General features: G+C 66.5%; 23 protein-coding genes. 13 read left to right on the top strand and 10 right to left on the bottom strand.

Features of this window, described 5'->3' with window-relative positions; genetic code table 11:
* Positions 1 to 58 precede the first annotated feature (58 nt).
* Positions 59 to 823 carry an acyl-homoserine-lactone synthase gene (locus tag ABWP22_RS14475; RefSeq protein WP_353200689.1) on the bottom strand — a complete coding sequence of 255 codons (765 nt, stop codon included), beginning with the start codon at positions 821 to 823 and terminating at the stop codon, positions 59 to 61.
* Here ABWP22_RS14475 and thyA point away from each other — a divergent pair.
* The 7 genes from thyA to ABWP22_RS14440 all read left to right on the top strand — a co-directional run bounded on the left by thyA (position 823) and on the right by ABWP22_RS14440 (position 8,369).
* The gene (gene thyA, locus ABWP22_RS14470; RefSeq protein ID WP_353200688.1) at positions 823 to 1,746 is read left to right on the top strand and encodes a thymidylate synthase; all 924 of its coding nucleotides are present in this window, start codon (positions 823 to 825) and stop codon (positions 1,744 to 1,746) included. The genes ABWP22_RS14475 and thyA overlap by 1 nt on opposite strands.
* Positions 1,747 to 1,858: 112 nt before the next feature.
* Complete coding sequence (locus ABWP22_RS14465; protein WP_353200687.1) at positions 1,859 to 2,359, top strand: dihydrofolate reductase; 501 nt, start codon at positions 1,859 to 1,861, stop codon at positions 2,357 to 2,359.
* 8 nt (positions 2,360 to 2,367) lie between these two features.
* A complete protein-coding gene (locus ABWP22_RS14460; RefSeq protein WP_353200717.1) occupies positions 2,368 to 3,531 on the top strand; it encodes a dipeptidase in 1,164 nt (387 codons plus the stop codon).
* A 10-nt stretch (positions 3,532 to 3,541) separates the two neighbouring features.
* A complete protein-coding gene (locus ABWP22_RS14455) occupies positions 3,542 to 4,468 on the top strand; it encodes a bifunctional riboflavin kinase/FAD synthetase (RefSeq protein WP_353200686.1) in 927 nt (308 codons plus the stop codon).
* Positions 4,469 to 4,668: 200 nt separating this feature from the next.
* Entirely contained in the window at positions 4,669 to 7,467 is a 2,799-nt protein-coding gene (gene ileS, locus ABWP22_RS14450; protein WP_353200685.1) for an isoleucine--tRNA ligase, read from the top strand.
* Positions 7,460 to 7,951: a signal peptidase II gene (gene lspA / locus ABWP22_RS14445; protein WP_353200684.1), complete on the top strand. Its 492-nt coding sequence runs from the start codon at positions 7,460 to 7,462 to the stop codon at positions 7,949 to 7,951. The genes ileS and lspA overlap by 8 nt, the downstream gene beginning before the upstream one ends.
* Complete coding sequence (locus tag ABWP22_RS14440; protein ID WP_353200683.1) at positions 7,944 to 8,369, top strand: DUF3035 domain-containing protein; 426 nt, start codon at positions 7,944 to 7,946, stop codon at positions 8,367 to 8,369. Before lspA ends, ABWP22_RS14440 begins: the two co-directional genes overlap by 8 nt.
* Before the next feature lie 157 nt (positions 8,370 to 8,526).
* Here ABWP22_RS14440 and ABWP22_RS14435 read toward each other — a convergent pair whose 3' ends face one another.
* The gene (locus ABWP22_RS14435) at positions 8,527 to 10,590 is read right to left on the bottom strand and encodes a beta-glucosidase (RefSeq protein WP_353200682.1); all 2,064 of its coding nucleotides are present in this window, start codon (positions 10,588 to 10,590) and stop codon (positions 8,527 to 8,529) included.
* 112 nt (positions 10,591 to 10,702) lie between these two features.
* On the opposite strand from ABWP22_RS14435, the gene ABWP22_RS14430 reads away from it, so the two are divergent.
* Positions 10,703 to 11,077 carry a tRNA-binding protein gene (locus tag ABWP22_RS14430; protein WP_353200681.1) on the top strand — a complete coding sequence of 125 codons (375 nt, stop codon included), beginning with the start codon at positions 10,703 to 10,705 and terminating at the stop codon, positions 11,075 to 11,077.
* Between the two features lie 138 nt (positions 11,078 to 11,215).
* Here the strand turns inward: ABWP22_RS14430 and ABWP22_RS14425 are convergent, their stop codons facing one another.
* From ABWP22_RS14425 to ABWP22_RS14405, 5 genes are all read right to left on the bottom strand, one after another.
* Positions 11,216 to 11,419 (bottom strand): hypothetical protein, encoded by a 204-nt coding sequence (locus ABWP22_RS14425; RefSeq protein WP_353200680.1) that lies wholly within the window; start codon positions 11,417 to 11,419, stop codon positions 11,216 to 11,218.
* A gap of 67 nt (positions 11,420 to 11,486) precedes the next feature.
* On the bottom strand, positions 11,487 to 12,557 hold the full coding sequence (gene aroC / locus ABWP22_RS14420; protein ID WP_353200679.1) for a chorismate synthase: 1,071 nt from the start codon (positions 12,555 to 12,557) through the stop codon (positions 11,487 to 11,489).
* Positions 12,554 to 13,357 (bottom strand): enoyl-ACP reductase FabI, encoded by an 804-nt coding sequence (fabI, locus tag ABWP22_RS14415; RefSeq protein ID WP_353200678.1) that lies wholly within the window; start codon positions 13,355 to 13,357, stop codon positions 12,554 to 12,556. Before fabI ends, aroC begins: the two co-directional genes overlap by 4 nt.
* 33 nt (positions 13,358 to 13,390) lie before the next feature.
* Positions 13,391 to 14,266, bottom strand: a complete 876-nt coding sequence (locus ABWP22_RS14410) for a YihY/virulence factor BrkB family protein (RefSeq protein WP_353200677.1) — start codon at positions 14,264 to 14,266, stop codon at positions 13,391 to 13,393.
* Positions 14,266 to 15,189, bottom strand: coding sequence for a DnaJ C-terminal domain-containing protein (locus ABWP22_RS14405; RefSeq protein ID WP_353200676.1), 924 nt, complete (start codon positions 15,187 to 15,189; stop codon positions 14,266 to 14,268). Before ABWP22_RS14405 ends, ABWP22_RS14410 begins: the two co-directional genes overlap by 1 nt.
* 139 nt (positions 15,190 to 15,328) lie before the next feature.
* Here ABWP22_RS14405 and ABWP22_RS14400 point away from each other — a divergent pair, with 139 nt between their 5' ends.
* Together ABWP22_RS14400 and ypfJ are read left to right on the top strand one after the other, a co-directional pair.
* The gene (locus ABWP22_RS14400; protein ID WP_353200675.1) at positions 15,329 to 16,255 is read left to right on the top strand and encodes a S1/P1 nuclease; all 927 of its coding nucleotides are present in this window, start codon (positions 15,329 to 15,331) and stop codon (positions 16,253 to 16,255) included.
* 9 nt (positions 16,256 to 16,264) lie between these two features.
* Entirely contained in the window at positions 16,265 to 17,152 is an 888-nt protein-coding gene (ypfJ, locus tag ABWP22_RS14395) for a KPN_02809 family neutral zinc metallopeptidase (RefSeq protein WP_353200674.1), read from the top strand.
* Here ypfJ and ABWP22_RS14390 read toward each other — a convergent pair whose 3' ends face one another.
* The 3 genes from ABWP22_RS14390 to ABWP22_RS14380 all read right to left on the bottom strand — a co-directional run bounded on the left by ABWP22_RS14390 (position 17,153) and on the right by ABWP22_RS14380 (position 18,979).
* Positions 17,153 to 17,728 carry a hypothetical protein gene (locus ABWP22_RS14390; RefSeq protein WP_353200673.1) on the bottom strand — a complete coding sequence of 192 codons (576 nt, stop codon included), beginning with the start codon at positions 17,726 to 17,728 and terminating at the stop codon, positions 17,153 to 17,155. It abuts the gene before it with no gap.
* Positions 17,729 to 17,780: 52 nt separating this feature from the next.
* On the bottom strand, positions 17,781 to 18,713 hold the full coding sequence (locus ABWP22_RS14385; protein ID WP_353200672.1) for a DUF808 domain-containing protein: 933 nt from the start codon (positions 18,711 to 18,713) through the stop codon (positions 17,781 to 17,783).
* A 71-nt stretch (positions 18,714 to 18,784) separates the two neighbouring features.
* Positions 18,785 to 18,979 (bottom strand): hypothetical protein, encoded by a 195-nt coding sequence (locus ABWP22_RS14380; RefSeq protein WP_353200671.1) that lies wholly within the window; start codon positions 18,977 to 18,979, stop codon positions 18,785 to 18,787.
* A gap of 73 nt (positions 18,980 to 19,052) precedes the next feature.
* On the opposite strand from ABWP22_RS14380, the gene ABWP22_RS14375 reads away from it, so the two are divergent.
* Genes ABWP22_RS14375 through ABWP22_RS14365 form a run of 3 tightly spaced genes read left to right on the top strand, consistent with a single transcriptional unit; the run spans position 19,053 to position 25,988 of the window.
* Positions 19,053 to 21,038, top strand: a complete 1,986-nt coding sequence (locus tag ABWP22_RS14375) for an autotransporter assembly complex protein TamA (protein WP_353200670.1) — start codon at positions 19,053 to 19,055, stop codon at positions 21,036 to 21,038.
* On the top strand, positions 21,038 to 25,213 hold the full coding sequence (locus ABWP22_RS14370) for a translocation/assembly module TamB domain-containing protein (RefSeq protein ID WP_353200669.1): 4,176 nt from the start codon (positions 21,038 to 21,040) through the stop codon (positions 25,211 to 25,213). Before ABWP22_RS14375 ends, ABWP22_RS14370 begins: the two co-directional genes overlap by 1 nt.
* Before the next feature lie 37 nt (positions 25,214 to 25,250).
* Positions 25,251 to 25,988, top strand: a complete 738-nt coding sequence (locus ABWP22_RS14365) for an SDR family oxidoreductase (protein ID WP_353200668.1) — start codon at positions 25,251 to 25,253, stop codon at positions 25,986 to 25,988.
* Positions 25,989 to 26,065: the final 77 nt, after the last annotated feature.

The following is a 26,065-nucleotide window of genomic DNA, read 5'->3' as shown; positions in this document are numbered from 1 at the left end:
CTCGACATGGAGGTGACCAGCGCAGGGTCAAAACGCTGGTTCACACACCGTGTCGATCTCAGTAGGCCCGTTGCGGCAACACCGCATCGGGCAAATCCCAGGCACCGCGCAGCCGCGCCAACGTATCGGCATTCACCAGGATCTGCAGCGCCGCCATCGCATCATTGCCCTCACCATGCGGCATCCCCAGCGGTTCGGCATCCCAGCCGATGCTGAGCAGGCTGGGCAGCCAGGGCAGATGGGTGACCATCGTGTAGCGGGTGATGCCCAGGCCGAGCGCATGTTCGAACAGCGCCACCGAAAGCTGCCGGCGCACCTGCAAGGCTTCGGCACGGTTCAGCGCTGGCGCAGTGACCAGCCGGGTGATTTCCCACACGTCGGGGCCCACCGGCACACCATCCGCACACAGATGCGGGAATATTTCAGCCAGCATGTGCGCGCCCGTGCTGGGCAGCAGCCGCACCGAACCCAGATGGCGGCCGGTCTGCACCTGATGGACGATCAGATAAAGCGTATCGTCGCCATCATATTGATCCAGTTCGTGCAAACCGTCGGGCGATTGCAGATTCCAGCCCAGCCGATCGATCAGCACGCGCTTGCGATCCTGCCACATCGCCGATCGGATCGCCGCCGTATCGGCGCTGCGCCCAGAGGTGCGCAGAACGCGCGCCGCGCCATGATCGTCGCGCCATGGCCCAGGGATGGCCTGGATATCCTTGCTGGTGCCGGCGGCGGCAGAGCCGAATTTGGGGGGGACATCGTTGCCATGCCGACCTGATCGCAGCAGTTGACGGCGGTTGGCGATATCCCTGACAAGGGGCAATGACTGCGACCGGCGAAGCCCAATATCTTGACCTCGTGCAGCGTGTGTGGCGCGACGGCGCGGTGCGCAGCGATCGCACCGGCACCGGCACGCGCGCGCTGTTCGGGGAGACGCTGAAGTTCGATCTGTCGGACGGCACGGTGCCTTTGCTCACCACCAAGCGCGTCTATTGGAAATCGGCCATCCGCGAACTGATCTGGTTCCTGAACGGCGAATCGAACATCCGCGCGCTGGTGGCACAAGGTGTGCATATCTGGACGGATTGGCCGCTGGACACCTACCGCAAGGCAACCGGCGAGGCGATCAGCCGCGATGATTTCGAAGCGCGGATCATCGCCGACGAGGATTTCGCCGCGCGCTGGGGCGATCTGGGGCCGGTCTATGGCGTGCAATGGCGACGCTGGCCACGCTATGCGGCGAACGCGGATGGTTCATTCCGCGCCGACACGCCGGTCGATCAACTGGCCGAACTGGTGCACGGCCTGAAAACCAACCCCAGCAGCCGCCGCCACATCTTCACCGGCTGGAATGTGCCCGAACTTGGCCGCATGGCGCTGCCGCCCTGCCACATGACCTACCAGTATTTCGTGGCTGATGGCCGGCTGTCAGGCATTCTCTACCAGCGCAGTTGCGATCTGGGCCTGGGATTTCCATTCAACATCTTCGAAGCCGCAGTGCTGATCCGCATGCTGGCGCAGCAGTGCGGGCTGGAACCAGGGGTGCTCACCTGGATGGGGGCGGATTGCCACCTGTATGTGAATCACGAACATCTGGTGACGGCGCAACTCAGCCGCACGCCCCGCCCCTTCCCGCGCCTGGAATTCGTGCGGCAGCCGGGCGATCTGTTCAGTTATGCGCTCGAGGATTTCCTGATCGCGGGCTATGATCCGCATCCGCATATTGCGGCGCCGGTGGCGGTGTGAGGATCCTCCCACCCCCAGCCCCTCCCGCAAGCGGGAGGGGAGCAGATCGTGCAAGCGCCAGGCAGTTCCCCTCCCGCTTGGGGGAGGGGCTGGGGGTGGGAAAAGACAAGCCATGACCCTCGACATCACCCTCGTCGTCGCCCGCGCGAAAAACGGCGTCATCGGCCTTGATGGCAAGATGCCCTGGCACTTGTCGGCCGATCTGAAACGTTTCAAGGTGATCACCGTCGGCAAGCCGGTGGTGATGGGCCGCAAGACCTTCGAATCGATCGGCAAGCCCTTGCCCGGCCGCCAGAATATCGTGCTGACCCGCGATCCCGATTGGCGCGCCGAGGGCGTGACCATCGTGCCCAATCTGGCCGAAGCCATTGTCGCGGCCGGGCTCGATCCGCGCATCCGCGGCCATGTGATGATCATCGGCGGCGCCGAAATCTATGCGCTGGCCCTGCCCGTCGCCACCCGCGTCGAACTGACCGAGATCGACGCGGAACCGGAGGGCGACACCTTCATGCCCGCCTTCGATCCGGCGCATTGGGCGGAAATTGCCCGCGTGACGCACGCGCCCGAAGCTGACAAGCCGGGCTTTGCCTTCGTCACACTCGAACGGCGATAGGGGGAATGATGCGCAAGCTGCTGATCGGGCTGGGCGGACTGCTGCTGGTGGCGGCCATCGGCTTCTTCGTGTTCGTGCCGGGCATCGCCGAGCGCGGCATGAACCGCACCACCGGCGCCAACTGGCCGGTGACGGCACCGGCGCAGGCGCTGCACAGCCAACTGACCATCATCGATCTGCATGCCGACACCATGTTGTGGAAGCGCGATCTGCTTTCGGAAACCGAACAAGGCCATGTCGATCTCAAGCGCCTCGAAACCGGCAATGTCGCGCTGCAGGTGTTTTCCAGCGTCACCAAGACCCCGGTCGGCCAGAATTATGACAGCAACGGCGCCGACAGTGACAATATCACCCTGCTCGCCATCGGCCAGTTGCAGCCGATCCGCACCTGGACCAGCCGGCTCGAACGATCCTTGTGGCACGCGCAGAAATTGCACGACGCCGAACAACGCGCCGCCGGGCGGCTGCGCATCGTCAAGACACCGGCCGATCTCGAGCGCCTGCTGGCCGACCGTGCTGCGGGCAAAAAGGTCACCGGCGCGCTGCTTTCCACCGAAGGCAGCCAGAATCTGGAACGCCAGATCGCCAATGTCGAGCGCCTGCACGCGGCGGGCTTTCGCATGATCGGCCTGGTGCATTTCTTCGACAATGACGTCGGCGGATCGATGCACGGCATCAACAAGGGCGGCCTCACGCCGTTCGGGGTGCAGGTTGTGAAAGACGCAGAAGCGCGCGGCATGATCGTCGATATCGCGCACAGCAGCGCCGCCACCGTTGCCGATGTGCTGCGCATCGCCACCCGTCCGGTGGTCGTCTCCCATGGCGGCGTGAAGGCCACCTGCGATACCCCGCGCAACCTGACCGACGATCAACTGCGCGCGCTCGCTGCCAATGGCGGCATGATCGGCATCGGTTACTGGGATGCCGCCATCTGCCAGCCGACGCCGGGCGCCACCGCCAAGGCGATCCTGCATGCTGCGCGCGTCGCCGGCATCGATCATGTCGGGCTGGGCAGCGATTATGATGGTTCGACCACGGTGGGGTTCGATACCGCGCACATCGCTGCCGTCACCGATGCGCTGCTGGCGGCGGGGATGAGCGAGGCCGATATCGCCAAGGTGATGGGCGGCAATGCGGCGCGCCTGCTTGCCGCTGGCCTCGCCCCCCGCTAAGCCGCGCGACATGGACTTGATCACCGGGGGCGCCCCCCTGCCTGGCGCTTTGCGTGGCGGCATCGTGGCGCTGGGCAATTTCGATGGCTTTCACGCCGGCCACCAGGCGGTTGTCGGCGCGGCGCGCGATTGGGCGCACAAATTGGGCCGGCCGGCGCTGGTCGCCAGCTTCGATCCGCACCCGGCCCGCCTTTTTCAGCCGTCCTCGCCGCCGTTTGCCCTTTCAACGATATCACAGCGCGCGCGCTGGCTTGATCTGTTCGGCATGGACGGCGCCGTGGTGATGCCCTTCGATCGCGCGCTCGCTGCCTTGTCGGCCGAAGAATTCGTGCAAGAATGGCTCTTCACCCGTCTGGGCGTTGCCGGCGTGGTGACAGGGGCGGATTTCACCTTCGGCAAGAGCCGCCAGGGCGATGTGAACGATCTGGCGCGGCTGGGCCTGGCCAATGGCTATGCCGCGCGCGTGGTCGATGCAGTGCGCGACAATGCCGGCATCATCAGCAGCACCCGCATCCGCGCCGCCCTGCGGGAGGCCCAGCCGGGCGTCGCCGCCACGATGCTGACGCGCCCGTTCACCATTCAGGGCGTCGTGGAGCATGGCGCCAAGCTGGGCCGCACCATCGGTTTTCCCACCGCCAACATGGTGCTGGGGGATTATGTCCGCCCGGCCTATGGCGTCTATGCGGTGCGGGTAATCCTGCCCGATGGCACGCGGGTGCCGGGCGTGGCCAATCTCGGCATCCGCCCGATGATCGAACCGCCGGTGGAACTGCTGGAAACCTGGCTGATCGATTGGAATGGCGATCTGTACGGCCAGGTGCTGCGGGTGGAATTGGTAGCCTATCTACGGCCGGAACTGAAGCTGGATGGTCTGGAGGCGTTGCAGGCGCAGATTGCGGCCGACGTGGTGGCGGCGCGGAAGATATTGCGCGGTTAACTCACCTCTCCCCTTGGGGGAGAGGTCGACTCGCGCGCAGCGCGGCGGGAGAGGGGTTGCGACCTCCGACACCACAGGCGTCACCCCTCTCCCGGGCCGCGCTTCGCGCGTCTCTCGACCTCTCCCCAGGGGGAGAGGTGATTGTTTGGGGGAGAGGTGAAGGCGTGACAGCGCCTTCCCCATCCCCTAAAGCCGCCACCATGACCGCGCCCGATTATCGCTCCACCGTCTTCCTGCCGAAAACCGACTTTCCGATGAAAGCCGGCCTGCCGGAGCGCGAGCCGCAGATTCTGGCGAAATGGCAGGCCGCCGACCTGTATGCGCAACTGCGCGCGGACCGGCAGGGTCGCGAGAAGTTCATCTTCCACGATGGCCCGCCCTACGCCAATGGCGACATGCACATCGGCCATGCGCTGAACCATATCCTGAAGGATGCGGTGGTGCGCACGCAGACGCTGATGGGCAAGGACGCGCCCTATGTGCCCGGCTGGGATTGCCACGGCCTGCCGATCGAATGGAAGGTGGAAGAGGCGTATCGCGCCAAGAAGCTGAACAAGGATGCGGTGCCGGCCGCCGAATTCCGCGCCGAATGCCGGGCCTATGCGCAGCATTGGGTGGATGTGCAGGCCGGGCAGTTGCAGCGGCTGGGCATCAATGCCGACTGGGCGCACCCCTATCTGACGATGGATTTCCAGGCGGAAGCCACCATCGTGTCGGAACTGCTGAAGTTTGCGGAGCGCGGGCAGATTTATCGCGGTGCCAAGCCGGTGATGTGGTCCCCGGTGGAAAAGACTGCGCTGGCCGACGCCGAGGTGGAATATCACGACATCACCTCGACGCAGATCGACGTGGCGTTCGAGATTGTGGAAGCGCCGAACGCGCCGGAATTGGTGGGGGCGTATGCGGTGATCTGGACGACGACGCCGTGGACGATCCCGGTGAACCAGGGGATCGCGTACGGGCCGGAGGTTCGCTACGTTCTTGGCGAGTGGCAGGGTCGCAACTACCTCATCGCCGATGATTTGATCGAACAATTTTACCAGCGTGTAGGTCCGGCGCGTTTGGTCGGTTTTGGCTTGATCGGCACCCAACTCGCCGGCGCCATCGCCCGCCACCCGATGCACCATCTCGGCGGCTTCTTCGCCAAGCCCCGCCCCTTCCTCCCCGGCGAGTTCGTCACCACCGATCAGGGCACCGGCCTCGTCCACATGGCGCCCGATCATGGCGAGGATGATTTCGCGCTGTGCAAGGCGAACGGCATCAATCCGGTGTTCGCGGTGGAAGGCGATGGCCGTTACCGCGCCGATTGGCTGTGGCTGGGCGGCGAGGCGAAGAATGTCATCAATCCGGCGTTGAATGCGCCGGAGGGGCCGATCTGCAATGATTTGCGCGCCGCCGGGGCGCTGCTGAGCGCCGGGCCGTTCCAGCACAGTTACCCGCATTCGTGGCGGTCGAAGAAGAAGGTGATCTTCCGCTGCACGCCGCAATGGTTCGTGCCGATGGACACGCCGCTGCCCGCCCCTGAACGGGAGGGGAAGAGTTTGCGCGAAACCGCCGTCGCCGCCCTCGCCGCCACGCATTTCACCCCTGAAAAGGGCCGCAACCGCATCGGCGCGATGGTGGAGGGCCGCCCGGATTGGGTGCTCAGCCGGCAGCGCGCCTGGGGGGTGCCGATCACCTTGTTCGTCAACCGGAAAACCGGCGAATATCTGGTCGATAAAGCCATCAACGAACGCATCATCGCCCGCTTCCGCGAACAGGGCGTCGATGCCTGGACACCCGAATTCGCGAACGAACTGCTCGGCGGCCGCGCCGACGATTACGAACAGATCACCGATATTCTCGACGTCTGGTTCGACAGCGGCTGCACCCACGCCTTCGTGCTCGAATCCGGGCGCTGGCCGGAAATGCAGTGGCCGGCGGACCTGTATCTGGAAGGCAGCGACCAGCATCGCGGCTGGTTCCAATCGAGCCTGCTGGAAAGCTGCGGCACACGCGGGCGCGCGCCCTACAACGCCATCCTCACCCACGGCTTCACCATGGACGCCAGCGGGCGCAAGATGTCGAAGTCGGAAGGCAATGTCATCAACCCGCTCGACATCATGAAGGTGTACGGCGCGGACATCTTGCGGCTGTGGGCGCTCAGCGTCGATTTCACCGAAGATCACCGCATCGGCGATGAAATCCTGAAAGGCGTGGCCGATCAGTATCGCAAATTGCGCAATACCTTCCGTTACTTGCTCGGCGCACTTGAGGGCTGGGATGAAGCCGAGCGTCTGCCCGCCGATCAGATGCCGGCGCTGGAACGCTGGGTGCTGCACCGGCTCGCCGTGCTGTCTGGCGAATTGCGCGCTGCTGCCACCGCCTATGATTTCAACCGCTACACCACGCTGATCGCCGAGTTCGTGCAGAATGACTTGTCGGCCTTCGCCATGGATGTCCGCAAGGACAGTCTCTATTGCGACGCACCCACGGCCCTGACCCGCCGCGCCTGGCGCACGGTGCTGGATATCAGCTTCCACGCCCTCACGCGCTGGCTGGCGCCGGTGCTGGTGTTCACCGCCGAAGAAGTGTGGGGCACGCGCTACCCGGATGCCGACAGCGTGCATCTGCTCGATTGGCCCGAGATCGATGCCGGCTGGCGCGACGATGCGCTGGATGGGCAGTTCACATTGGTTCGCAAGTTGCGCGAGGAAGCCTATCTGAAGCTTGAGGAACTGCGCCGCGCCAAGACCATCGGCAGCTTCCTGGAAGCGCGCATCGACATCACCACCACGCACGACACCCGCATTGTTGCGCTGGCCGGGCTCGATCTGGCCGAACTGCTGCTGGTGTCGGAGGTGACGCTCGCCCACGGCGGCGAAGAGCAACTGACCGTCGCCAAGGCCGATCTGCCGAAATGCGCGCGCTGCTGGCGGCATCTGCCCGATGTGGTGGAAGAGACATCGTTGTGCGGGCGTTGTGAGGCAGTGGTGGGTGACACGGTGATAAATGCCTAACCGCGGCTACATCCTCGCCGTCATCGTGCTGATCCTTGATCAGATCAGCAAATATTGGGTGCTGAACATCATCCGCCTGCCCGAAATCGGCGGCATCGATGTGCTGCCGTTTTTCCGGCTGACGTTCGTCGGCAATATCGGCGTGTCGATGGGCCTGCTGGCGGCGGATTCGGATCTGGCGCGCTGGTTGCTCACGTCCGCCACCGCCGGGATTGCGCTGGCGGTGGCGCTGTGGCTGCGGCGGGAGAAGAATGCGATCGACATCATCGCGCTCGGCCTGGTGCTGGGCGGCGCGTTCGGCAACATCATCGATCGGGTGCGGTTCGGCTACGTGGTCGATTTCCTGCATTTCTACTGGGAAACGCACAGTTTCTATGTCTTCAATCTTGCCGACAGTGCGATTACACTCGGGGTGATCCTGCTGCTGGCGCGCGCCCTGTTTGCGTCAACCGATACCAACGATGGGAAAGCCCGCGATGCGTAACCTGATTGTTCTGGGCCTGCTGGCCGTGACGCTCACCGCCTGCGGCGGCAAGGTCAACCGCCTGACCGGGCGCGGCCCCGATGAACTGGCCATCGCCCGCTCCGCGCCGTTGGTGGTGCCACCGGATTATGCGCTGGCGCCGCCCACCCCCGGTGCGCCGCGCGCCATGGGCGTCGATTCCCAGGCCGCCGCGATGGAGGCGCTGTTCGGCCCCGGCGTGAAGCCGCCACCGCGCAGCCAGGCTGAACAGCAATTGCTCGACCGCGCCGGTGCCAACAACGGCGATCCCGCCATCCGCAGCCAGGCCGGCGATCCACGCACCAGCGCGGTGAACAAGGGCGTGTTCCTGGCCGAAGTGCTGGCCGCGCCGGTGGGTTCGCGCGATCCCAAACTGGCCAGCGTGACGCTGCCGAACTGATCGTAAGCACTCCCTCCCCCTTGCGGGGAGGGCGACTCGGCGCCAGCCGAGCGGGGGTGGGGGTTCCCGCCACCGGCTACCACGGGTGCAACCCCCACCCCGCTCGCGCCAAGGGGCACGAGTCGCCCTCCCCGCAAGGGGGAGGGAGTTCATTCACTCAAATTCCAAGTGATTCCAGCCGGATGGTCGCCGACACATCGGGATCGCCGGCGCCGGTGGTGACGCTGAAGCCATAGTCGCCGGGCTGGAAATGCCAGCGCCCCTGCCCGCGCCAGCGCAGGGCCGACAACGGCACCGACAGGGCGACGATCTTCGTCTCCCCCGGCGCCAGCGCGACGCGGGTGAAGGCCGCCAGTTGCCGCGGCCAGCGTGCCACCGGGCCGTCCGGGGCATGGGCAAAGGCCAGCACTGGGGTTTCGGCGGCCATCGGCCCCGTATTGCTGACCGCGACGCTGATCGCCACCCGATCCTGCGCCAGCCGCAATTTCAAGGCGCGCAGAGCGAACGCCGTGTAGGACAGGCCGTGGCCAAAGCCATAGCGCGGTTCAATCCCCTCGCGCTCCAGCCGCGCATAGCCGTGCCACAGATCATAGGTGATGGTACTGGCGGTACGATCGAACCAGGGATAATCCCCGGCCTGCCGGGCCACGCTGAACGGCAAGCGCGCGGATGGTGACACCTGCCCGAACAGCAGCCGCGCCAACGCGGTGCCGCCGGCCTGGCCGGCATAGAAGCTTTGCAAGATGGCGCCAGCCGCATAGTGCCAGCCTTCCACCAGCACCGCCGAACCGGCCACGATCACCACCACCAGCGGTTTGCCGGTGGCGGCCGCCGCGTGGATCAATGCTTGCGTGTCGGCCGGCAGGCCCAGATCGGCGCGATCGCCGCCAATATCGGCGCCGGCGGCATTGTCCTGCCCCAGGGTGATGCCGCCGGGGATGAATTCGCCTTCCTCGCGCGCGGTGTAGCCGGCGATCACCACCACGGCGTCGGCGGCGCTGGCGGCGGCTGCCGCGGCGGCGAGATCATCTTCATCGCCGGTCAGCACGTCGGTGACGGCCGCGAGCCCTTCCAGCGCGGTGACGACATGCAACGGCCGCACCCGCGACGAGCCATTGTCGCCGGTGTTGGCCAGCCGCGCCAGCCGGCCAAGCACCGCCAGCCGCTTGGCCGGAGCGAAGGGCAACACGCCATCATTCTTCAGCAGCACGGCGGATTTCTCCGCGGCTTCCAGCGCGAGCGCCGCGTGCGCGGGGCTGGACACCATTGCTTGCGTATATTCGGGCAGCGGGTCTTCGGCGGAAACATTGGTGTAAAGCACGGTCAGGATGCGGCGGCAGGCCGTGTCGATCACCGAAGCCGCGATGCTGCCGGCTTCAACGGCTGCCAGCAATTTGTCGCCCCACACCCGCGGTTCGGGATTTTCGACATCCAGTCCGGCGGCGGCGCCCCACACGCTGTGCACGCCCATGATCCAGTCGCTGTGCACGAAGCCGGCAAAGCCCCATTCGTGGCGCAGAATGTCGGTCAGCAGATGGCGATTCTCGCCGCAATATTCGCCGTTCACCTTGTTGTAGGCGCTCATCACGCTTTGGCAGCCCGCGTCGATCACCGCCTTGAAATGCGGCAGATAGACCTCGTGCAAGCTGCGTTCATCGATGATCACATCCACCGAAAAGCGCATATTCTCCATGCTGTTGAGCGCAAAATGCTTGACCGTGGCGCAGACATTGTGGGCGGCCAGCCCGCGCGCCAGCGCCGCGCCCATGGCGCCCAGATGATGCGGATCCTCGCCATAGGTTTCCTGCGCGCGGCCCCACGCCGGATGGCGCAGCAGGTTGATGCACACCGCGCCCGAAAGATTGCAGCCCTGGGCGCGGATCTCGATGGCCATGGCCTCGCCGATGCGGTGTTCCAGATCGGAATCGAAACTGGCGCCGCGCGCCATGGTGCACGGGAAACAGGTGGATTGGCCGCGCGCCACGCCGCGCGGACCGTCGGTGAACCAGAAGGCCGGCACGCCGAGCCGATCGATGCCGCCGCCGGCGCGATAGGGCGATCCGCCCCACAATTTGCCATCGGCCTTGTACTGCCGGAAAAATCCCTTGCCCGACATCATGGCGATTTTTTCGGCCAGGGTCGCTTCGGCCAGCACGGATTCGACCCGTTCGGCGATATCGGCGGCGGTCAGGGATTTTTCGGGCAGCAGCGACAAGGTCATGGCGGCCAGCCTATGCCGGCGGCTGTCGAAATCCCAGCGCCTTGTGTCGGCCCCGTGGCGCCGCGCGGCAAAATGTGAAACAGGCGAGGCGACCTGTCTGGGAGCCCGCACGATGAGCCATGTTCTCCACCCTGCCGATGCCCCGCCGGAGCCGCTGATCGGCTTTGACGACTGGCTGAAGGCCGATGTGCGGGTGGGAACCATCGTGGAGGCCCTGCCCTTTCCGGAGGCGCGCAAGCCATCGTACAAGCTGGTGATCGATTTCGGCGGTACCATCGGCCGGCGCAAATCGAGCGCGCAGATCACCCGCCATTACGGCCTGGCGGATTTGCCCGGCCGGCAGGTGATGGCCGTGGTGAACTTCCCGCCGCGGCAGATCGGCAAATATATGTCGGACGTGTTGACCCTTGGCGTGCCGGATGCCGACGGCGAGGTGGTGTTGCTGCACCCCAGCCAGGCTGTGCCGAACGGCGGGCGTCTATTCTAGGGTCGATTGCGATCATATCGAACCGCTCAGGCGGTCCCCGATTTGATCCCGGGTTGTCGCAGCCCCGCCTGCCTGTCGCCGGTGCAGCAGCGGCGCCATCGGCTGAACCGAGCGCCACCGCTGCGCCAACCGCGGCCGTCAGCCCGGCTTGGGCGGCGGCACCGGAACCGTCGCCGAAGCAGTGCCAGACGCCGTTGCCGTGCCCGACGCCGTTTCGGGCGGCTTGTAATGATACCAGGTGGTCCCGGTGTCTTTCATATTGTCCAGCGCCTCATTGCTGGGATAGTCGCCATCCTTCTGGACCGGTTGCGAACCAGATGCCGTGTTGCTCTTGTCGGTCATGATCGTCTCCTTATGAAACTTCATCATGATGTGACAATGCAATCAGGCGTTATATCCGGAACAATGCTTAACGTCCGACCTGTCCCCGATGCAGCAGGAACGCATCGGCCAGCACCAGCGCCACCATCGCTTCCAGCACCGGCGCGGCGCGGATGCCGACGCACGGGTCGTGGCGGCCCTTGGTGACGATTTGCGTGGCCTGGCCGTCTGCCGTGATGGTCTCCACCGGCGTGAGGATGGAACTGGTGGGCTTCAGCGCCATGCGGACCACGATGGGCTGGCCGGTGGAAATGCCGCCTGCGATGCCGCCGGCATGGTTGGACAGGAACTGCGGGCCGTCGGCTCCGGGGCGCATCGCATCGGCGTTTTCCTCGCCGCGCAGGCGCGCGGCGGCAAAGCCATCGCCGATTTCCACGGCCTTCACGGCATTGATGCTCATCGCCGCACTGGCGAGCTGCGCATCCAGCTTGTGATAAAGCGGGCTGCCCCAACCGGCCGGCACGCCCGTGGCAACACATTCAACGATGGCACCCAAAGACGATCCGGATTTGCGCGCGGCGTCGAGCGTTTCGGCCCAAATGGCTGCGGTTTCGGCATCCGGGCACCAGAAGGGGTTGTTGGCGATTTCCGCCCAATCGAACCGGCTGCGATCGATGGCAATGCCGCCGATCTCCACCAGATAGGCGGTGATGCTGACGCCTGCGATGATCTTTCGCGCCACGGCGCCCGCCGCCACCCGGCTGGCCGTCTCGCGCGCCGACGATCGCCCGCCGCCGCGCGGATCGCGGTGGCCATATTTGGCATCATAGGCATAATCGGCGTGGCCCGGCCGGTATTTGGCGGCGACCTCGCTATAGTCCTTTGAACGCTGATCGACATTCTCGATCATCAGGCTGATCGGCGTGCCGGTGGTGCGGCCGTCATGGACACCTGACAGGATGCGGACTTCATCCGGTTCCTGGCGCTGGGTGGTGAACTTCGATTGGCCGGGACGACGCTTGTCGAGGAACGGCTGGATATCGGCTTCGGCCAGGTTGATGCCGGGCGGGCAGCCATCCAGCACGGCACCAATCGCCGGCCCATGGGATTCGCCCCAGGTCGTGAAGCGCAGCAGATGGCCGAATGTGTTGAGGCTCACTTTTCCAGCCCGATATCCGGCGCGTCTTCGGCCTTCATGCCAATCACGTTGTAGCCGGCATCGACATGGTGAATCTCGCCGGTCACGCCGCTGGCCAGGCCGGACAGCAGATACACGCCGGCGCCGCCGACATCCTCGATCGTCACGTTGCGGCGCAGCGGGCTATTATATTCGTTCCACTTCATGATGTAGCGAAAATCGCCGATGCCGCTGGCAGCCAATGTCTTGATCGGGCCGGCGGAAATGGCGTTCACCCGCACATTCTGCTGGCCAAGGTCCATCGCCAGATATTTCACGCTGGCTTCCAGCGCCGCCTTGGCCACGCCCATCACATTGTAATGCGGGATGACCTTCTCGGCGCCGTAATAGCTCAAGGTGACCATGGCGCCGCCGTTCGGCATCATCACGGCAGCGCGCTGCGCAACGGCGGTGAAGCTGTAGACGGACACGTTCATGGTCAGCAGGAAATTGTCGAGGCTGGTATCGACATAGCGGCCACGCAGTTCGTTCTTGTCGGAAAAGCCGATGGCATGGACAAGGAAATCGATCGTCGGCCAATCAGCCGCCAGCGCGGCAAAGCAGGCATCCATGCTCTCCACCGACGCCACATCGCATTCGAACAGGCGCGCCACGCCCAATTGTTCGGCGAGCGGGCGCACGCGCTTCTCCATCATCGGGCCCTGATAGCTGAACGCCAGTTCCGCGCCCTGTTCGGCCAAGGCCTTGGCGATGCCCCAGGCCAGGCTCTTGTCGTTGGCCAGGCCCATGATCAGGCCGCGCTTGCCGGTCATGATCCCCATGTTCGTTCTCCGATCTAGATGCTGCGCCGGGGCTTAATCGGAAATCGCGGCCGTTTCCAGCCGGGCGCGACCGATGGCAGCATTCACCTGTGCGCCGAGCACCAGCCCCAGCCCGATGATGTAGAAATACAACAGCGCGATGATCACCCCGGCCAGGCTGCCATAGGTCATGTCATAACCGCCGAGCAGGCTGAGTGCGCGCGGCAACGCCAGCGTGGTGATTGTCCAGGCCAGCGTCGTGGCCAGCGCGCCCGGCCAGCATGGCGCCACGCGAAATCGGCGGGGACACAACTGGCCAAACAACGCCCACAGCGCCAGGAACAGCAGCACCGCCGGCACCACCCGCTGCAACCCCAATGTCGGAAACACATCGGCCGCCACCGGCATCAGATTGAACACGAAGGTTTCGGCGCCGGTGACCACCACCTGCGCGGCAAAGGCGATCAGCAGGATCAGCACCAGCCCCAGCACTTCGGCCAGCCCGACCAGCCGCCAGCGCCAGAACGGCATCGACGATGTGGTGCCATAGGCCTGGCTGACCATGGTGCGCAGCGTCACCAGCACGCCCGATGATGTCCACAGCGCCACGATCACGCCAAAGGTGATCACCCCGCCACTGGCCGGCGCGGTGACCACGACGCGCACCGTTGGCCCGATCAGATCGGCGACACCCGGCGGCAAGGCCTGCAGGAAGGCTTCCACCGCCGCCAGGCCTTCGCGGGTCCGGCCGAGGGTGCCGGCCACCGATGCCAGCAGGATGACGAAGGGAAACAGCGTCACCAGGCTGAGATAGGCCAGATTGCCGGCGTGGGTGAAGCCGTTTGCAAATGTGCCATTGACAGCATCGATCGCAATGCGCCGGAGCGGCCAGCGGGCGCGCCAGGATCGGGCTGGCGCCACAGCGGCCATCAAAGATCGAAGGTCGCGCGCGGATTGCGGCCGTCGATGAAGTTTTCGGCGAACGCCTTCAGCGCGTCATCATCGGGCGGGATGTCGATCATCACCGTCACCAGTTGATCACCGCGCGTGCCATCGGTGCGGCGGAAACCCCGGCTCTTCAGGCGGAACATCTTGCCCGATGTGGTGCCGGCCGGGATGGTGAGCGTCACGCTGCCTTCGGCGGTCGGCATCAGCACCTTGGCGCCGAGCACCGCTTCGTCAAGCCGGAGCGGCAGGATGAGCCGGACATCATCACCTTCCCGTTCCAGCACATGGTGTGAAGCGATCTCGATGGTGACAATGGCATCGCCGGGGCCGCCGGGGCCAGGCTCACCCTTGCCGGCCAAGCGCATCTGCTTGCCGGATTCCAGCCCGGCCGGCAACTTGATCTCGATGGTCTGGCCATTGCGCAGCGTCACGCGCTGCGGCGCCAGTTGCACGGCATCGCTGAACGGCACGGTCAGGCGATAGGCGACATCCGGCCCGCGCACCTGGGTGCGAAAGCCGCGCCCGCCGCTGCCAAAGCCGCTGCGCCCGCCAAACAATTCGGCAAACAGATCGTCCGCCCCGGCGGCAAAATCCCGCTCGCTGCGATTGCCGAAGCCGCCACCGCCGCCAGAACCGCCGCCCCCAAAACCGCCGCCGCCACCGCCGGCAAACGGGTTGCGCGGCTGGCCATCCGGGCCGATCTCGCCCCGGTCGAACTGGCTGCGTTTCTGTTCGTCCGACAGAAGCTCATAGGCGCCGTTGGCTTCCTTGAACCGTTCCAGCGCCTGGGGATTGTTGGCGTGGCGATCGGGATGATTCTCCTTGGCGATGCGCCGGAAGGCCTTCTTGATGTCGGCTTCGCTGGCAGTCTTGGACACGCCGAGCACGAGATAGGGATCACGCATGGAAATTTCCGAGGTTTTGGCCGAAGGATGATCTGGTCTTCACGATAGGGATGTGCGGGCCGGATGCGGCATTGCAAGCCCCCCATAGCGACACTGCGCCTGTCTCGCCAGCGTAACGCAGTTGGGCCATGCGATGTCCATGATTCGCCGCGCCCCCATCATCCGACTGTTGCTGCCGCTGGTGTTGCTGATGCCGCTGCTGATGCCGGCCCCGGCGCTGGCCTGGGGCGGCTATGCCCACCGGCTGACCGCCAGCATCGCCTTTGCCGAGCTGTCGCCCGCCGCGCGCACCCGGATCCGGGCCCTGCTGCGCGCCGCGCCGGCGCTGAACACGCCGACCTGCGCGCTGGCCAGCATAGAGGATGCATCGGTGTGGCCAGATTGTGTGCTCGGCCTGCCCGATGGCCGCTTCGCCTATTCGGCGGCCTGGCACTATCAGAATATCAGCGTGTGTGGGGATTTCGACATCAACGCCAAATGCCCGAACGGCGATTGCGTGACCGCGCAAATCCCGCGCCAGCAGGCTATATTGGCCGATCGCAGCCGCCCGGCCGCCGAACGATTGCAAGCGCTGGCGTTTCTGGTGCACTTCGTCGGCGATCTGCACCAGCCCCTTCATATGGGTGACAAGGCTGATCTGGGCGGCAATCAGGTGCGCGCCGCCTATGGCGTCAAGGCGCCTGACCGGATGAACCTGCACCGGATCTGGGACGGCGAGATGGCCGAACGCGCGCTCACCGAACCGCCGGCGATCGCGCCTGCCCGCATCACGCCCGCGCAACGCCGCGCCTGGAGCGCCGGCCCGACCGATACCGAAGGCAAGGTGGCCATCTGGGCGCAGGAAGCCTGGGCGATTTCGCGCAGCATCGCCTATCCGGCGTTGCGGGATTATCCCGACACCTGCCCGATCCCTGCCGGCTCCCGCCCCCGTGATGCGCGCGGCACCGTCACCGCGGCCTATATCGCCGCGGCCACACCGCCGCTGCGCGTGTCGGTAGCCAAGGCCGGTGTGCGCATCGCTCTGCTCGTCGAGGCAGCGCTGGCGCGCCCGGCGGCGCTGCGATAGGATCGCGGCATGAATCTGGACGACGAAGACGAAAGCAGCAACATCATCGATCGCCGCGGCGAAGATCATGGTGGCGGCTTTGGCGGCGGGCTGCCCTTTGGCATCGGAGGCGGCGGCATGGGGTTGGGCACCATCGTCATGGTGGTGGTGCTGGGGCTGATCTTCGGGGTCAACCCGCTGCAATTGCTGGGCGGCGGCGGCGGTATTGGCGGCGCTGATGTGGGGCAGCCGCAAGTCGCCCGGCCGGCAGCGGCGCTGGGCGGCGAGCATGACCGTTTCATCGCGCGCGTGCTTGGCACCACCGAACGCACCTGGGGCCGGCTGTTTCCCGAACAGGTCGGCCAGCCCTATCCGGCACCGAAATTGACCCTGTTCGACGGTCAGGTGCAATCGGGCTGCGGCCTGGCCGACAGCGGCATGGGGCCGTTTTACTGCCCGGTAGACCGGCAGGTCTATCTCGATGCCAGCTTCTTCAACGATCTGTCGCAGCGCTTCGGCGCGCCTGGCGATTTCGCCGCCGCCTATGTGATCGCTCACGAAGTTGGCCACCATATCCAGACTGTGCTCGGTATTTCGGATCAGGTGCAGCAGGCGCGGCGCGGCGCCGGCGACGCGCAGGGCAATGCGCTGTCGGTGCGCCAGGAATTGCAGGCCGATTGCCTGGCCGGCGTGTGGGCGCACCACAACCAGGATCTGCTGGAAGCCGGCGATATCGCGGAAGGCCTGCGTGCGGCGCAAGCCATCGGCGATGACCGGTTGCAGCAACAGGCCGGCGGCCGCGTCAGCCCCGAAAGCTTCACCCACGGCACGTCGGCGCAGCGCATGCGCTGGCTGCAACGCGGGCTGACATCGGGGCAGATGGACAGTTGCGATACGTTCGCGGCGCGCAGCCTGTAATCAGTTCTTCTCGTCGCGGATGGTGATCTGGCCGCTGGTGATGCCCCCGGCGCCATCGCGCAGCGCCATCACCAGCGGTTCGCCATCAACGGTGGTGGTGGACAGGCTGTTGCCCGAACGCCGCACGCTGCGGCCCTTGGCGACAAAGGCCTTTTCATACCAATCCGCCACTTTGGCGGCCCGGCCCGGCGCCGTGAAGCCCAATTGCACCCTGGCGCGGGTCTTGTCGTCGTTGCCAAAGGCCTTCACGTCGACCCCGGTCAGCTTGGCGCCGGGATAGCGACCGACCTCGTCCAGATCGAACTCGCTGTCGCCATCCAGGCCTTCGGGCAGTTTGATGCGGCCTTCGATGCCACCGGGCAGCTTCAACGCCATCTCGCCGCTGTCGGTATCGGCATGGAATTGCACGGCAGCCGAATCACGGCCGGCAACAGCATTGCCGGCCTTCACATCGGCAGCGCTGTCGGCCGCAAAATCCGCACTGATCTCCACCGGCTCCGGCGTGTCGGCCTTGCGCGCTTCGCAGGCCGCCACGGCGATCCCGCACAGCAGGATGGCGATCAGCGCGTCTCTCATGGTCAATTGCTCCTGTGTATTGCTATAACAATACACATGTCGGCCATTCTGGTCAATGCGCCGCCTTGGCGCTGCGTTTTGGCAGGGCATGCAACGCCGCCACGATCACCGCGCCCAGCACCAGCCCGAACAGGCCGGAGCCGCCAGCCTCCATCAGCCATGTTACCAGCCCGCCGGCGCCTTCCACGGCGTGCATGCCGGCGTGGAGCAGATCGTGTGGCGGCGTGATGCCGAACTTGTTCAGACCATCAATGACGATATGGCCGCCCACCCACAGCATCGCCGCCAGGCCGATCCAGCCGAGCAGCACCAGAAACGGCGGCATGCCCTTCACCAGGCCGCGGCCCAGCGCCGCCAGCGCGCCACTGCGGCTGCGCGCCAGATAGACGCCGAAATCATCGGCCTTCACGATCAGCGCCACCGCACCATAGACGATGGCCGTGATGCCCACGGCCACCACGACCAATGCGACGGCCTGCTCACTGATCGGCTTGTCCTCCACGGTGCCCAGCGCGATTGCCATGATCTCGCCCGACAGGATCAAATCGGTGCGGATGGCGCCTGTCACCATCGATTGTTCGCGCTGCACCGCGTCCATGCCGGCGCCATCGTCGCTGCTGTCCTCATGCGGGCTGAATTTCTCCCACAGTTTTTCCGCGCCTTCGAAACACAGAAAGGCGCCGCCGGCCATCAGCAACGGCGTGATCGCCACGGGGAGGACGTATGACAGGGCCAGCGCGCCCGGCAGCAGGATGATCAATTTGTTCTTCAGGCTGCCGCGCGCGATCTTGGCAACGATGGGAATTTCACGGTCCGCGCTGAACCCCACCACATAGCGCGGGGTGACGGCGGCATCATCGATCACCACGCCGGCCGCCTTGCTCGATGCCTTCACCGCGGCGGCGGCGGTGTCATCCAGGCTGGCCGCCGCCACCTTGGTGATCGCCGCGACATCATCGAGCAGTGCAAACAAGCCGCCGGCCATATGCAAATATCCCTCAACAAGTCATTCCAGCGGAGCCCCCTGCCCGGGAACCCTTCACCTTCTCGCGCGGTTCACCGCTTGTCCAGCATCGCCAGGCCAAATGCCAGCAGCATGCCCAACCCCAGGCCAACCATCAGGCCCAGCGATGGTTCACCCGCCGCCATGCCGAAACCTGCACCCAGCACCAGACCCAGCGCGATGAACACGCCACCGCCACGCTGCGGCGGACGAACGGAAGGCGGCGGAGGATCAGACTTGGTGGACATGGCGAAGCCCATGCACCAGCGCGCGGATTCTCGCCAGTGGCTTGGCCGCACCACATCGGCTAACAGGTCGCTCGTGCGTGTCGCTCCGATCCTGCTTGCCGCCTGCGGCCTGTTTGGCGCTGCCGTGCGGGCACAGCCCACACCCCTGCCCGTTCCCCTACCCACTCCCCCAGCGGAAACCGCGCCTGGCGATGCTGGCGATCCCATCCCGGCCCCGGATGCGCCGCTCCCCGATCTCCCCGGCGGCGCTGCCGTGGCGTGGCCCGATGTCGCATCCACCACCAGCGCCGAACCCGAAGCCGCGACCGCCGCCATCCGATACCGCATCGAGGCAGCCGGCCTGGACACTCTGGGCCTGGATGACGAATTCCGTGCGCTGTCCAGCCTGTATCGGCAACGCGGCGAGGATACCAACCTGGCGCAACTGTCGCGCCGCATCACCGAGGATCGCGATCTGGCCGAGCTGCTGCTGCGCTCGATCGGCCATTATGGCAGCACGGTCACAACCAGCGTGAACCCGCCCGCCGCCGGCCAGCGCGACAGCGTGGTCAAGATCAGCGTGGAGCCGGGGCCGCTGTACAGCTTTGCCGGGATCAGCATCCTGCCACCGGAGGGTGCGGCGCAAACCGCCGATCCCGCCCGGATCGTCACCCGCCTGCTGCCGATCCGCGTTGGCGACGCCGTGGAGGCTGCGCGCGTGCAATCGGCGCAGGATGCGCTGCCCACCCGCCTGGCCGATGCCGGCTATCCATTTCCGCGCATCGCCGCGCCCGATATTGTCATCGATCACGCCAGCCGCGATGCCACGCTCACGCAGCGCATCGATCTGGGCCGGCGCGGCCTATTCGGCACCATCCGAAGCGACAATGCGGTGAAGGGCATGGGCAATGACCATATCGGCCTGCTGAGCCGCTTCAAATCCGGCGATCGTTACAGCAACGCCGGCCGTGAGGATCTGCGCCGCGCGCTGGTGCAGACCGGCCTGTTCGGCGCCGTTGCCGTGAAGGCCGTCGAAGGCCCGGTGCTGGCGGATGGCCGCCAGGCGGTCGATCTGGAGATCAGCTCCGAAGCCGCGCCGCCGCGCACCATTGCGCTGTCGGGTGGTTATTCGACCGGACAGGGCGTGCGGCTGGAAGGCAGCTGGACGCACCGCAATCTGTTCCCGCCCGAAGGCGCGTTCACCGCCCGCGCCGTTGCTGCCGAACGCGAACAAGTGGCCCAGCTGGAACTGCGCAAGCGCAATTTCCGCAAGCGTGACCGGCAATTGCTGGTGAGCGGCGGCTTCACTGCCAGCCAGCAGTTCGCCTTTGCTGCTGAAACGCTGGGGATCACCGCCGCGCTGGCCCGCGAATCGAACATCATCTGGCAGAAGGACTGGACCTGGAGCCTGGGTGCGCAGGCGCTGATCACCAGCCAGCGCGACCGATCCGTGCCTGGCGATCCGCGCCGCACTTTCACCGTTGCCGCGCTGCCGATGAGCGTGACCTGGGACAAATCCGACGATCTGCTCAACCCGTCGCGCGGCCTTCGCCTCACGGCGCGCCTGTCGCCGGAAATCACCCTGCGCGACCGCAGCAATTTCAATTATGTGAAGGCGCAATTCGAAACCACCGCCTACCAGCCGTTCGGCGATCTGGTGGTCGCGGCACGCTTCCACATCGGCAGCATCGTCGGCGCCAGCCGCGGCGTCATCGCGCCCGATCGGCGTTTCTATGCCGGCGGCGGCGGATCGGTGCGCGGTTATGTGTTCCAGGGCGTCGGCCCGCGCAATGCCGACAATGTGCCCACCGGCGGCAACAGCGTCACCGAACTGGCCGTCGAAGGCCGCTACCGCTTTCAGGCCTGGGGCCAGGATCTGGGGCTGGCCGCCTTCATCGATGCCGGTGAAGTGTCCACCGGCACCACCCCGGCCTTTGATCGATTGTCGCTGGGCGCCGGCATCGGCGCGCGGTTCTACACCGGCTTCGGTCCGATCCGCATCGATATTGCGACGCCGCTCAATCCGCAGGCCGGCGATCCGCGCGTGGTGTTCTACGTCTCCATCGGGCAGGCCTTCTGATGGCGGTGCCGCACCCCCGCAAGCGCTGGCTGTGGCTGGTCCCGACGCTGTTCCTTACGCTGCTGCTGGCGCTGCTTGCGGCGCTGCCGTTCGCGCTCGACACGCCGCCCGGCCGCGCGCTGCTGGTGCGGCAAATTCCTGGCATCAACCTCGAAAGCGGCCTGTATTTCCGGGTGCAGCGCATTGATGGCAGCCTTTGGAACAAGGCCACGCTGATCGGCATCACCGCCCATGATCCCAAGGGCCAGTTCGCCAGCATCGATCGGCTGGAGCTGGATTGGCAGCCGCTGCAACTGCTGAACAAGCGCTTCGTCGCCCGCGCGGTGCACGCCGGCACGGCAAGGATCGCCCGCTGGCCCGAATTGTTGCCCACCAAAGACCCGCGGCTGCTGCCGGATCAGGATATCGCCATTGCCGCGCTGTCGATCGGTCGGCTGGAACTGGCCGAGGGCCTTGCCGGCAAGGCGCGCGCCGCCACCGGGCGTGGCCGCATCGATATCGCCACGGGGCGCGCGCAGGTGGCGTTGCTGGCGCGCGTGCTCGATGGCAGCGGCGGCGACACGCTTGATCTGCTGCTCGATGCCGAACCGGATCGCGACCGTTTCAAGCTCGCGGCCAGGCTGCACGCGCCGGCCGGCGGTCTTGTCACCACGCTCGCCGGGCTGAAGGGGCCGCTGGCGATCAGCGCCAATGGCAATGGCCGCTGGCAGCGCTGGGACGGCCGCATCACGGCCACCATCGGCACGTCACGCACCCCGATGGCCGATCTGGCACTGATGTCCCGTGATGGCACGATCAGCGCCGATGGCCGCATCGATCCGGCGCAACTGCTGGCCGGTGATGCTGCCGCGCTGCTGAAGGACGGCCTGTCCCTCACGGCGCAGGTGGTGCCCGAAGCCGAAACGCTGAAAACCCGCCTGTCCATTGCCGGCACCGCCATCACCGCCAGCGCCAGCGGCCGCATCAACCGCGCCAGCGAGCAATTGTCCGAAACCAGTGCGCGGGTGGTGCTGGCCGACAGCGCCGCTCTGGCGCGGGATCTCGGCCTCAGCGGCGCAGTGCTCACCGCCAAGGCGGCCGGGCCGTTGCTGGCGCCGCTGATCGATGCGCGGCTGCTGCTGAAGCGCCTCGTGGTGGGCGGCAAGGGCGGTGTGGCGCTTGGCGATGTCAGCGCCGCCGGCATCGCCGATCTGAACGAGCGCCCACTGCGCCTGCCGGTGCAGATCACCGTCGGCAGCGTCACCGGCCTGCCGGACTCGCTGGCACCGATCGCCGGCGGCTGGCGCGGCGATGGGCAGTTGCGCTGGATCAACGGCCAGATTCAGGTGCAGGCGCTGCGCGCCAACAGTGGGCCCTTGCGGCTGACCGGCAGTGCCGCTTACCGACCTGCAACCGGCGTTTGGGCCACCAACCTCGAAGGCAGTGCGCGCGGCTGGTTGCTGCCGCAAATCGGCAGCAGTGCGGTGACGGTCACCGCGCGCCTGGCCGGTGCCAGCGGCAAGAGTGTCATCGGCTACGGCGATTTTCGCCTGAGCGCCGCCAGCATCCCGGCCGGTACCATCGCCGATCTGGCCGGCGGCCCGGCGGTGCTGGCCGGGACCTTCAACCTCGCCCCCGGACTGGTGGTCACCCTTGCCGATCTGGCGCTGACCGCGCCGCAACTGACGGCGAAGGGCAGCGCCGGCTGGCAACCCGGTGGCAGCATCAGCCTGGCCGCCACCGGCCAGAGCCGCGATTGGGGGCCGTTCACCGTGGCAGCGCGCGGCACGCTGGCGGCGCCGCAGATCAATGCGCAACTGCCTCGGCCCGGCTATGGTCTCACGGCCGTTGCCGCGCGGCTCAACCGCAATGGCACCATCTGGCAGATCGATGCCGACGCGCAATCGGCGCTGGGGCCGGTCAAGCTCGCCGCCGGCATCGGCCTTGATCCGCGCGTCACCCTGGATGTCGAACGGCTGGAGGCCGCTGGCTTCGTCGCGCGCGGGCAATTGGTGCAAACCAGCGCGGGGCCATTTGCCGGTACGCTCTCGCTTGCCGGCAAGGGCCTCGATGGCAGCGCCGTGCTGGCCGCGGAGGCCGGCGTGCAGACCGCCGCGCTGAAGCTGGCCGGCAGCAATGTCAGCCTCACCGCCGCCACCCCGGTCAGCATCGAGAAACTCGCCCTCACGGGGCGGCTGGCACTGGCCCCCGATGGCACCGATCTCACCGGCGATCTGGCGCTGTCGGGCCTTGAACGCGGCTCGTTGCAACTCGAAAGCGCCACCGGCAGCGTCAAGCTGATCGATGGGCGCGGCACCGCCCGGCTCGAGATCGCCGGCACCAGCGGCGAAGCCTTCAAGCTGGGCTTCACCGCGCAAATATCGCCGGGGCGATATCAGGTGACCTTCGGCGGCGATTATGCCGGACGGGAGGCGCGGCTGGCCGGCCCGGCGGTGATCACCAACGATGCCGCCGGCTGGCACCTGGCACGGGTGACGCTCACCAGCGCGCTCGGCAGTGCCGATCTGTCCGGCGATTGGGGCGAAACCAAACGCATCGATGCCAGTCTGGACAAGGTCTCGCTGCAGATGCTGGGCATTGCCTACCCCTCGCTCAATCTCGGCGGCCGCGTCTCCGGCACGCTGGCGCTGCGGCTCGATGATGGCGGCGTGCCGCTGGGCACCGCCGCATTGCGCCTGAACGGCTTGTCGCGCAGCACGGTCGCTGCCACCTCCACGCCGATCGATGTCGGGCTGAACGCCGCGCTGGGCGCCGAAGGCACCGTGCTGCGCGCCGTCATCGTGCGCGGCGGCAAGATCGAGGGCCGCGCCCAGGCCCGGCTCGGCCCCTTCCCGGCCAGCACCATCGTGGATGGCATCACCTCCACCGATCTGGTGCCGCGCCTGTTTGCCGCCAGCGTCACCGGCCAGTTGCGCTATGCCGGCCCGGCGCAGGATTTCTGGGGGCTTTCGGGGCTCACCGCGCTCGATGTGCGGGGCAATGTGCAATTGGCGGCGGACGTGTCGGGCACGCTCGGCGATCCGCAGGTGGCGGGCCGCCTGCTGGCACGGGACGCGCGGGTCGAAGTGCCGGTGCTGGGTGCAGTGGCGACCAAGGCCAGCCTGGACGCGCGCTTCACCGCCTCCGTGCTCGAACTCACGCGCTTTTCCGGCACTTCCGGCAGCGGCAGCATCACCGGATCGGGCAAGATCGATCTCAGCTATGAACGCGGCTTCCCGCTCGATATCCGCCTGACCTTGAAGGACGCCGCCATATTGGGCCGCGACGACATCACCGCCACCGGCAGCGGCACGGTCCGGATCGCGACCGACGAATATGGCGGCGTCGTCTCCGGCCCGATCAAATTGTCCCGCGCCGAATATCGCATTGGCCGCACCGGTGCCGCCGACGTGCCGGTGCTGACCGTGACGGAAAAGAACAGCCGCCTGCTCGGCCGTCGCGTCGTCCAATATGTCGCGCCGACCCGCTGGCTCTACAATCTCAACATCACCGCCGATCGCAGCCTGAAGGTGACCGGCATGGGCATCAACAGCGAATGGCAGGCCGATGTGCGGCTGCGCGGCGGCGCCACCGCGCCCGAAGTGTTCGGCCGGGTGCAACTGGTGCGCGGCGATTATGATTTCGCCGGCAAGCGCTTTCAGCTCACCCGCGGTGATATCCGCTTCCTGGGCGGCTACCCGCCCGATCCGATCCTGGCCGTGGCGGCGGAAAACAGCGGCAATGGTTTTTCGGCGCTGCTCAACATCGATGGCACGGCGCAGCGCCCGCAGATCAAGTTCAGTTCCGTGCCGGCGCTGCCCGAAGACGAAGTGTTGTCCCGCGTGCTGTTCGGCAGCAGCGTCACCGATCTGTCTGCCCCCGAAGCCATCCAGCTTGCCGGCGCGTTGACGTCACTGCGCGGCGGCAACGGCTTCAACCCCATCGGCGCCGTCAGCCGCGGCCTTGGCATCGACCGCCTGCGCATCCTGCCCGCCGATATCACCACGGGCCGCAAGACCACGGTCGCCGCCGGGCAATATCTCGGCCGCAACGTCTATGTGGAGGTGGCGACGGATGCCGGCGGCTACACGGCGACCAGCATCGAGATCGGCCTGACACGGTCGCTTTCCGTGCTCAGTTCAGTCGCGACGCTGGGCGGCACCAGCGCGTCGGTGCGGTGGAAGCGGGATTATTGAAACAGGCATCGCAGGGCGGGATCGGAAAGGACATCACATGGATCGGCTGGCAGGCAAGACAGCGTTCGTCACGGCGGCAGGGGCTGGCATCGGGCGGGCGACCGCGCTGGCCTTTGCGCGGGAGGGCGCGATGGTCACCGCCACCGATATCGATGCCGCCGCGCTGGCCAGCCTGGCGGCCGAGCACCCCGGCATTGCCACGGCGCGGCTGAATGTGCGCGATGGCGACGCGGTGATCGCCGCGCTGTCGGGCGCGGCGCCGGACATCTTGTTCAACTGCGCCGGCTTCGTCCACCGCGGCACCATCCTGGATCTCACCGACGCGGATTGGGAATTCACCTGGGATCTGAATGTCACTTCGATGGTCCGCACCTGCCGCGCCGCCCTGCCCGGCATGATCGCGCGCGGCAGCGGCAGCATCATCAACATCGCTTCGGTGGCCTCCACCATCAAGGCGCTGCCAGCGCGCTTTGCCTATTGCACCACCAAGGCGGCGGTGATCGGGCTGACCAAGGCGCTGGCAGCGGATTTCGTCGCGCACGGCATCAGGGTGAATGCCATCTGCCCCGGCACGATCGACACGCCGTCGCTGGCCGGCCGCCTGAACGACCAGCCCGATCCCGCAGCCGCGCGCGCCAAATTCATTGCCGCCCAGCCGTCGGGCCGGATGGGCCGGCCAGAGGAGGTGGCGGCACTGGCGGTTTATCTGGCGTCAGACGAAGCCAGCTACACCACCGGCGTCGCGCACGTCATCGATGGCGGTTGGACCAACTGATCCTTCGGGGAGATTGCGTTGGATCCGCACCCCGCCCGAACGCCGGAGGCGCCCTGTCAAACGGCCATGGTGTTCGC

The organism is Sandarakinorhabdus sp. (assembly GCF_040398665.1).
GTDB lineage: Bacteria > Pseudomonadota > Alphaproteobacteria > Sphingomonadales > Sphingomonadaceae > Sandarakinorhabdus.
This window is presented reverse-complemented; position numbering and strand designations above follow the sequence as displayed.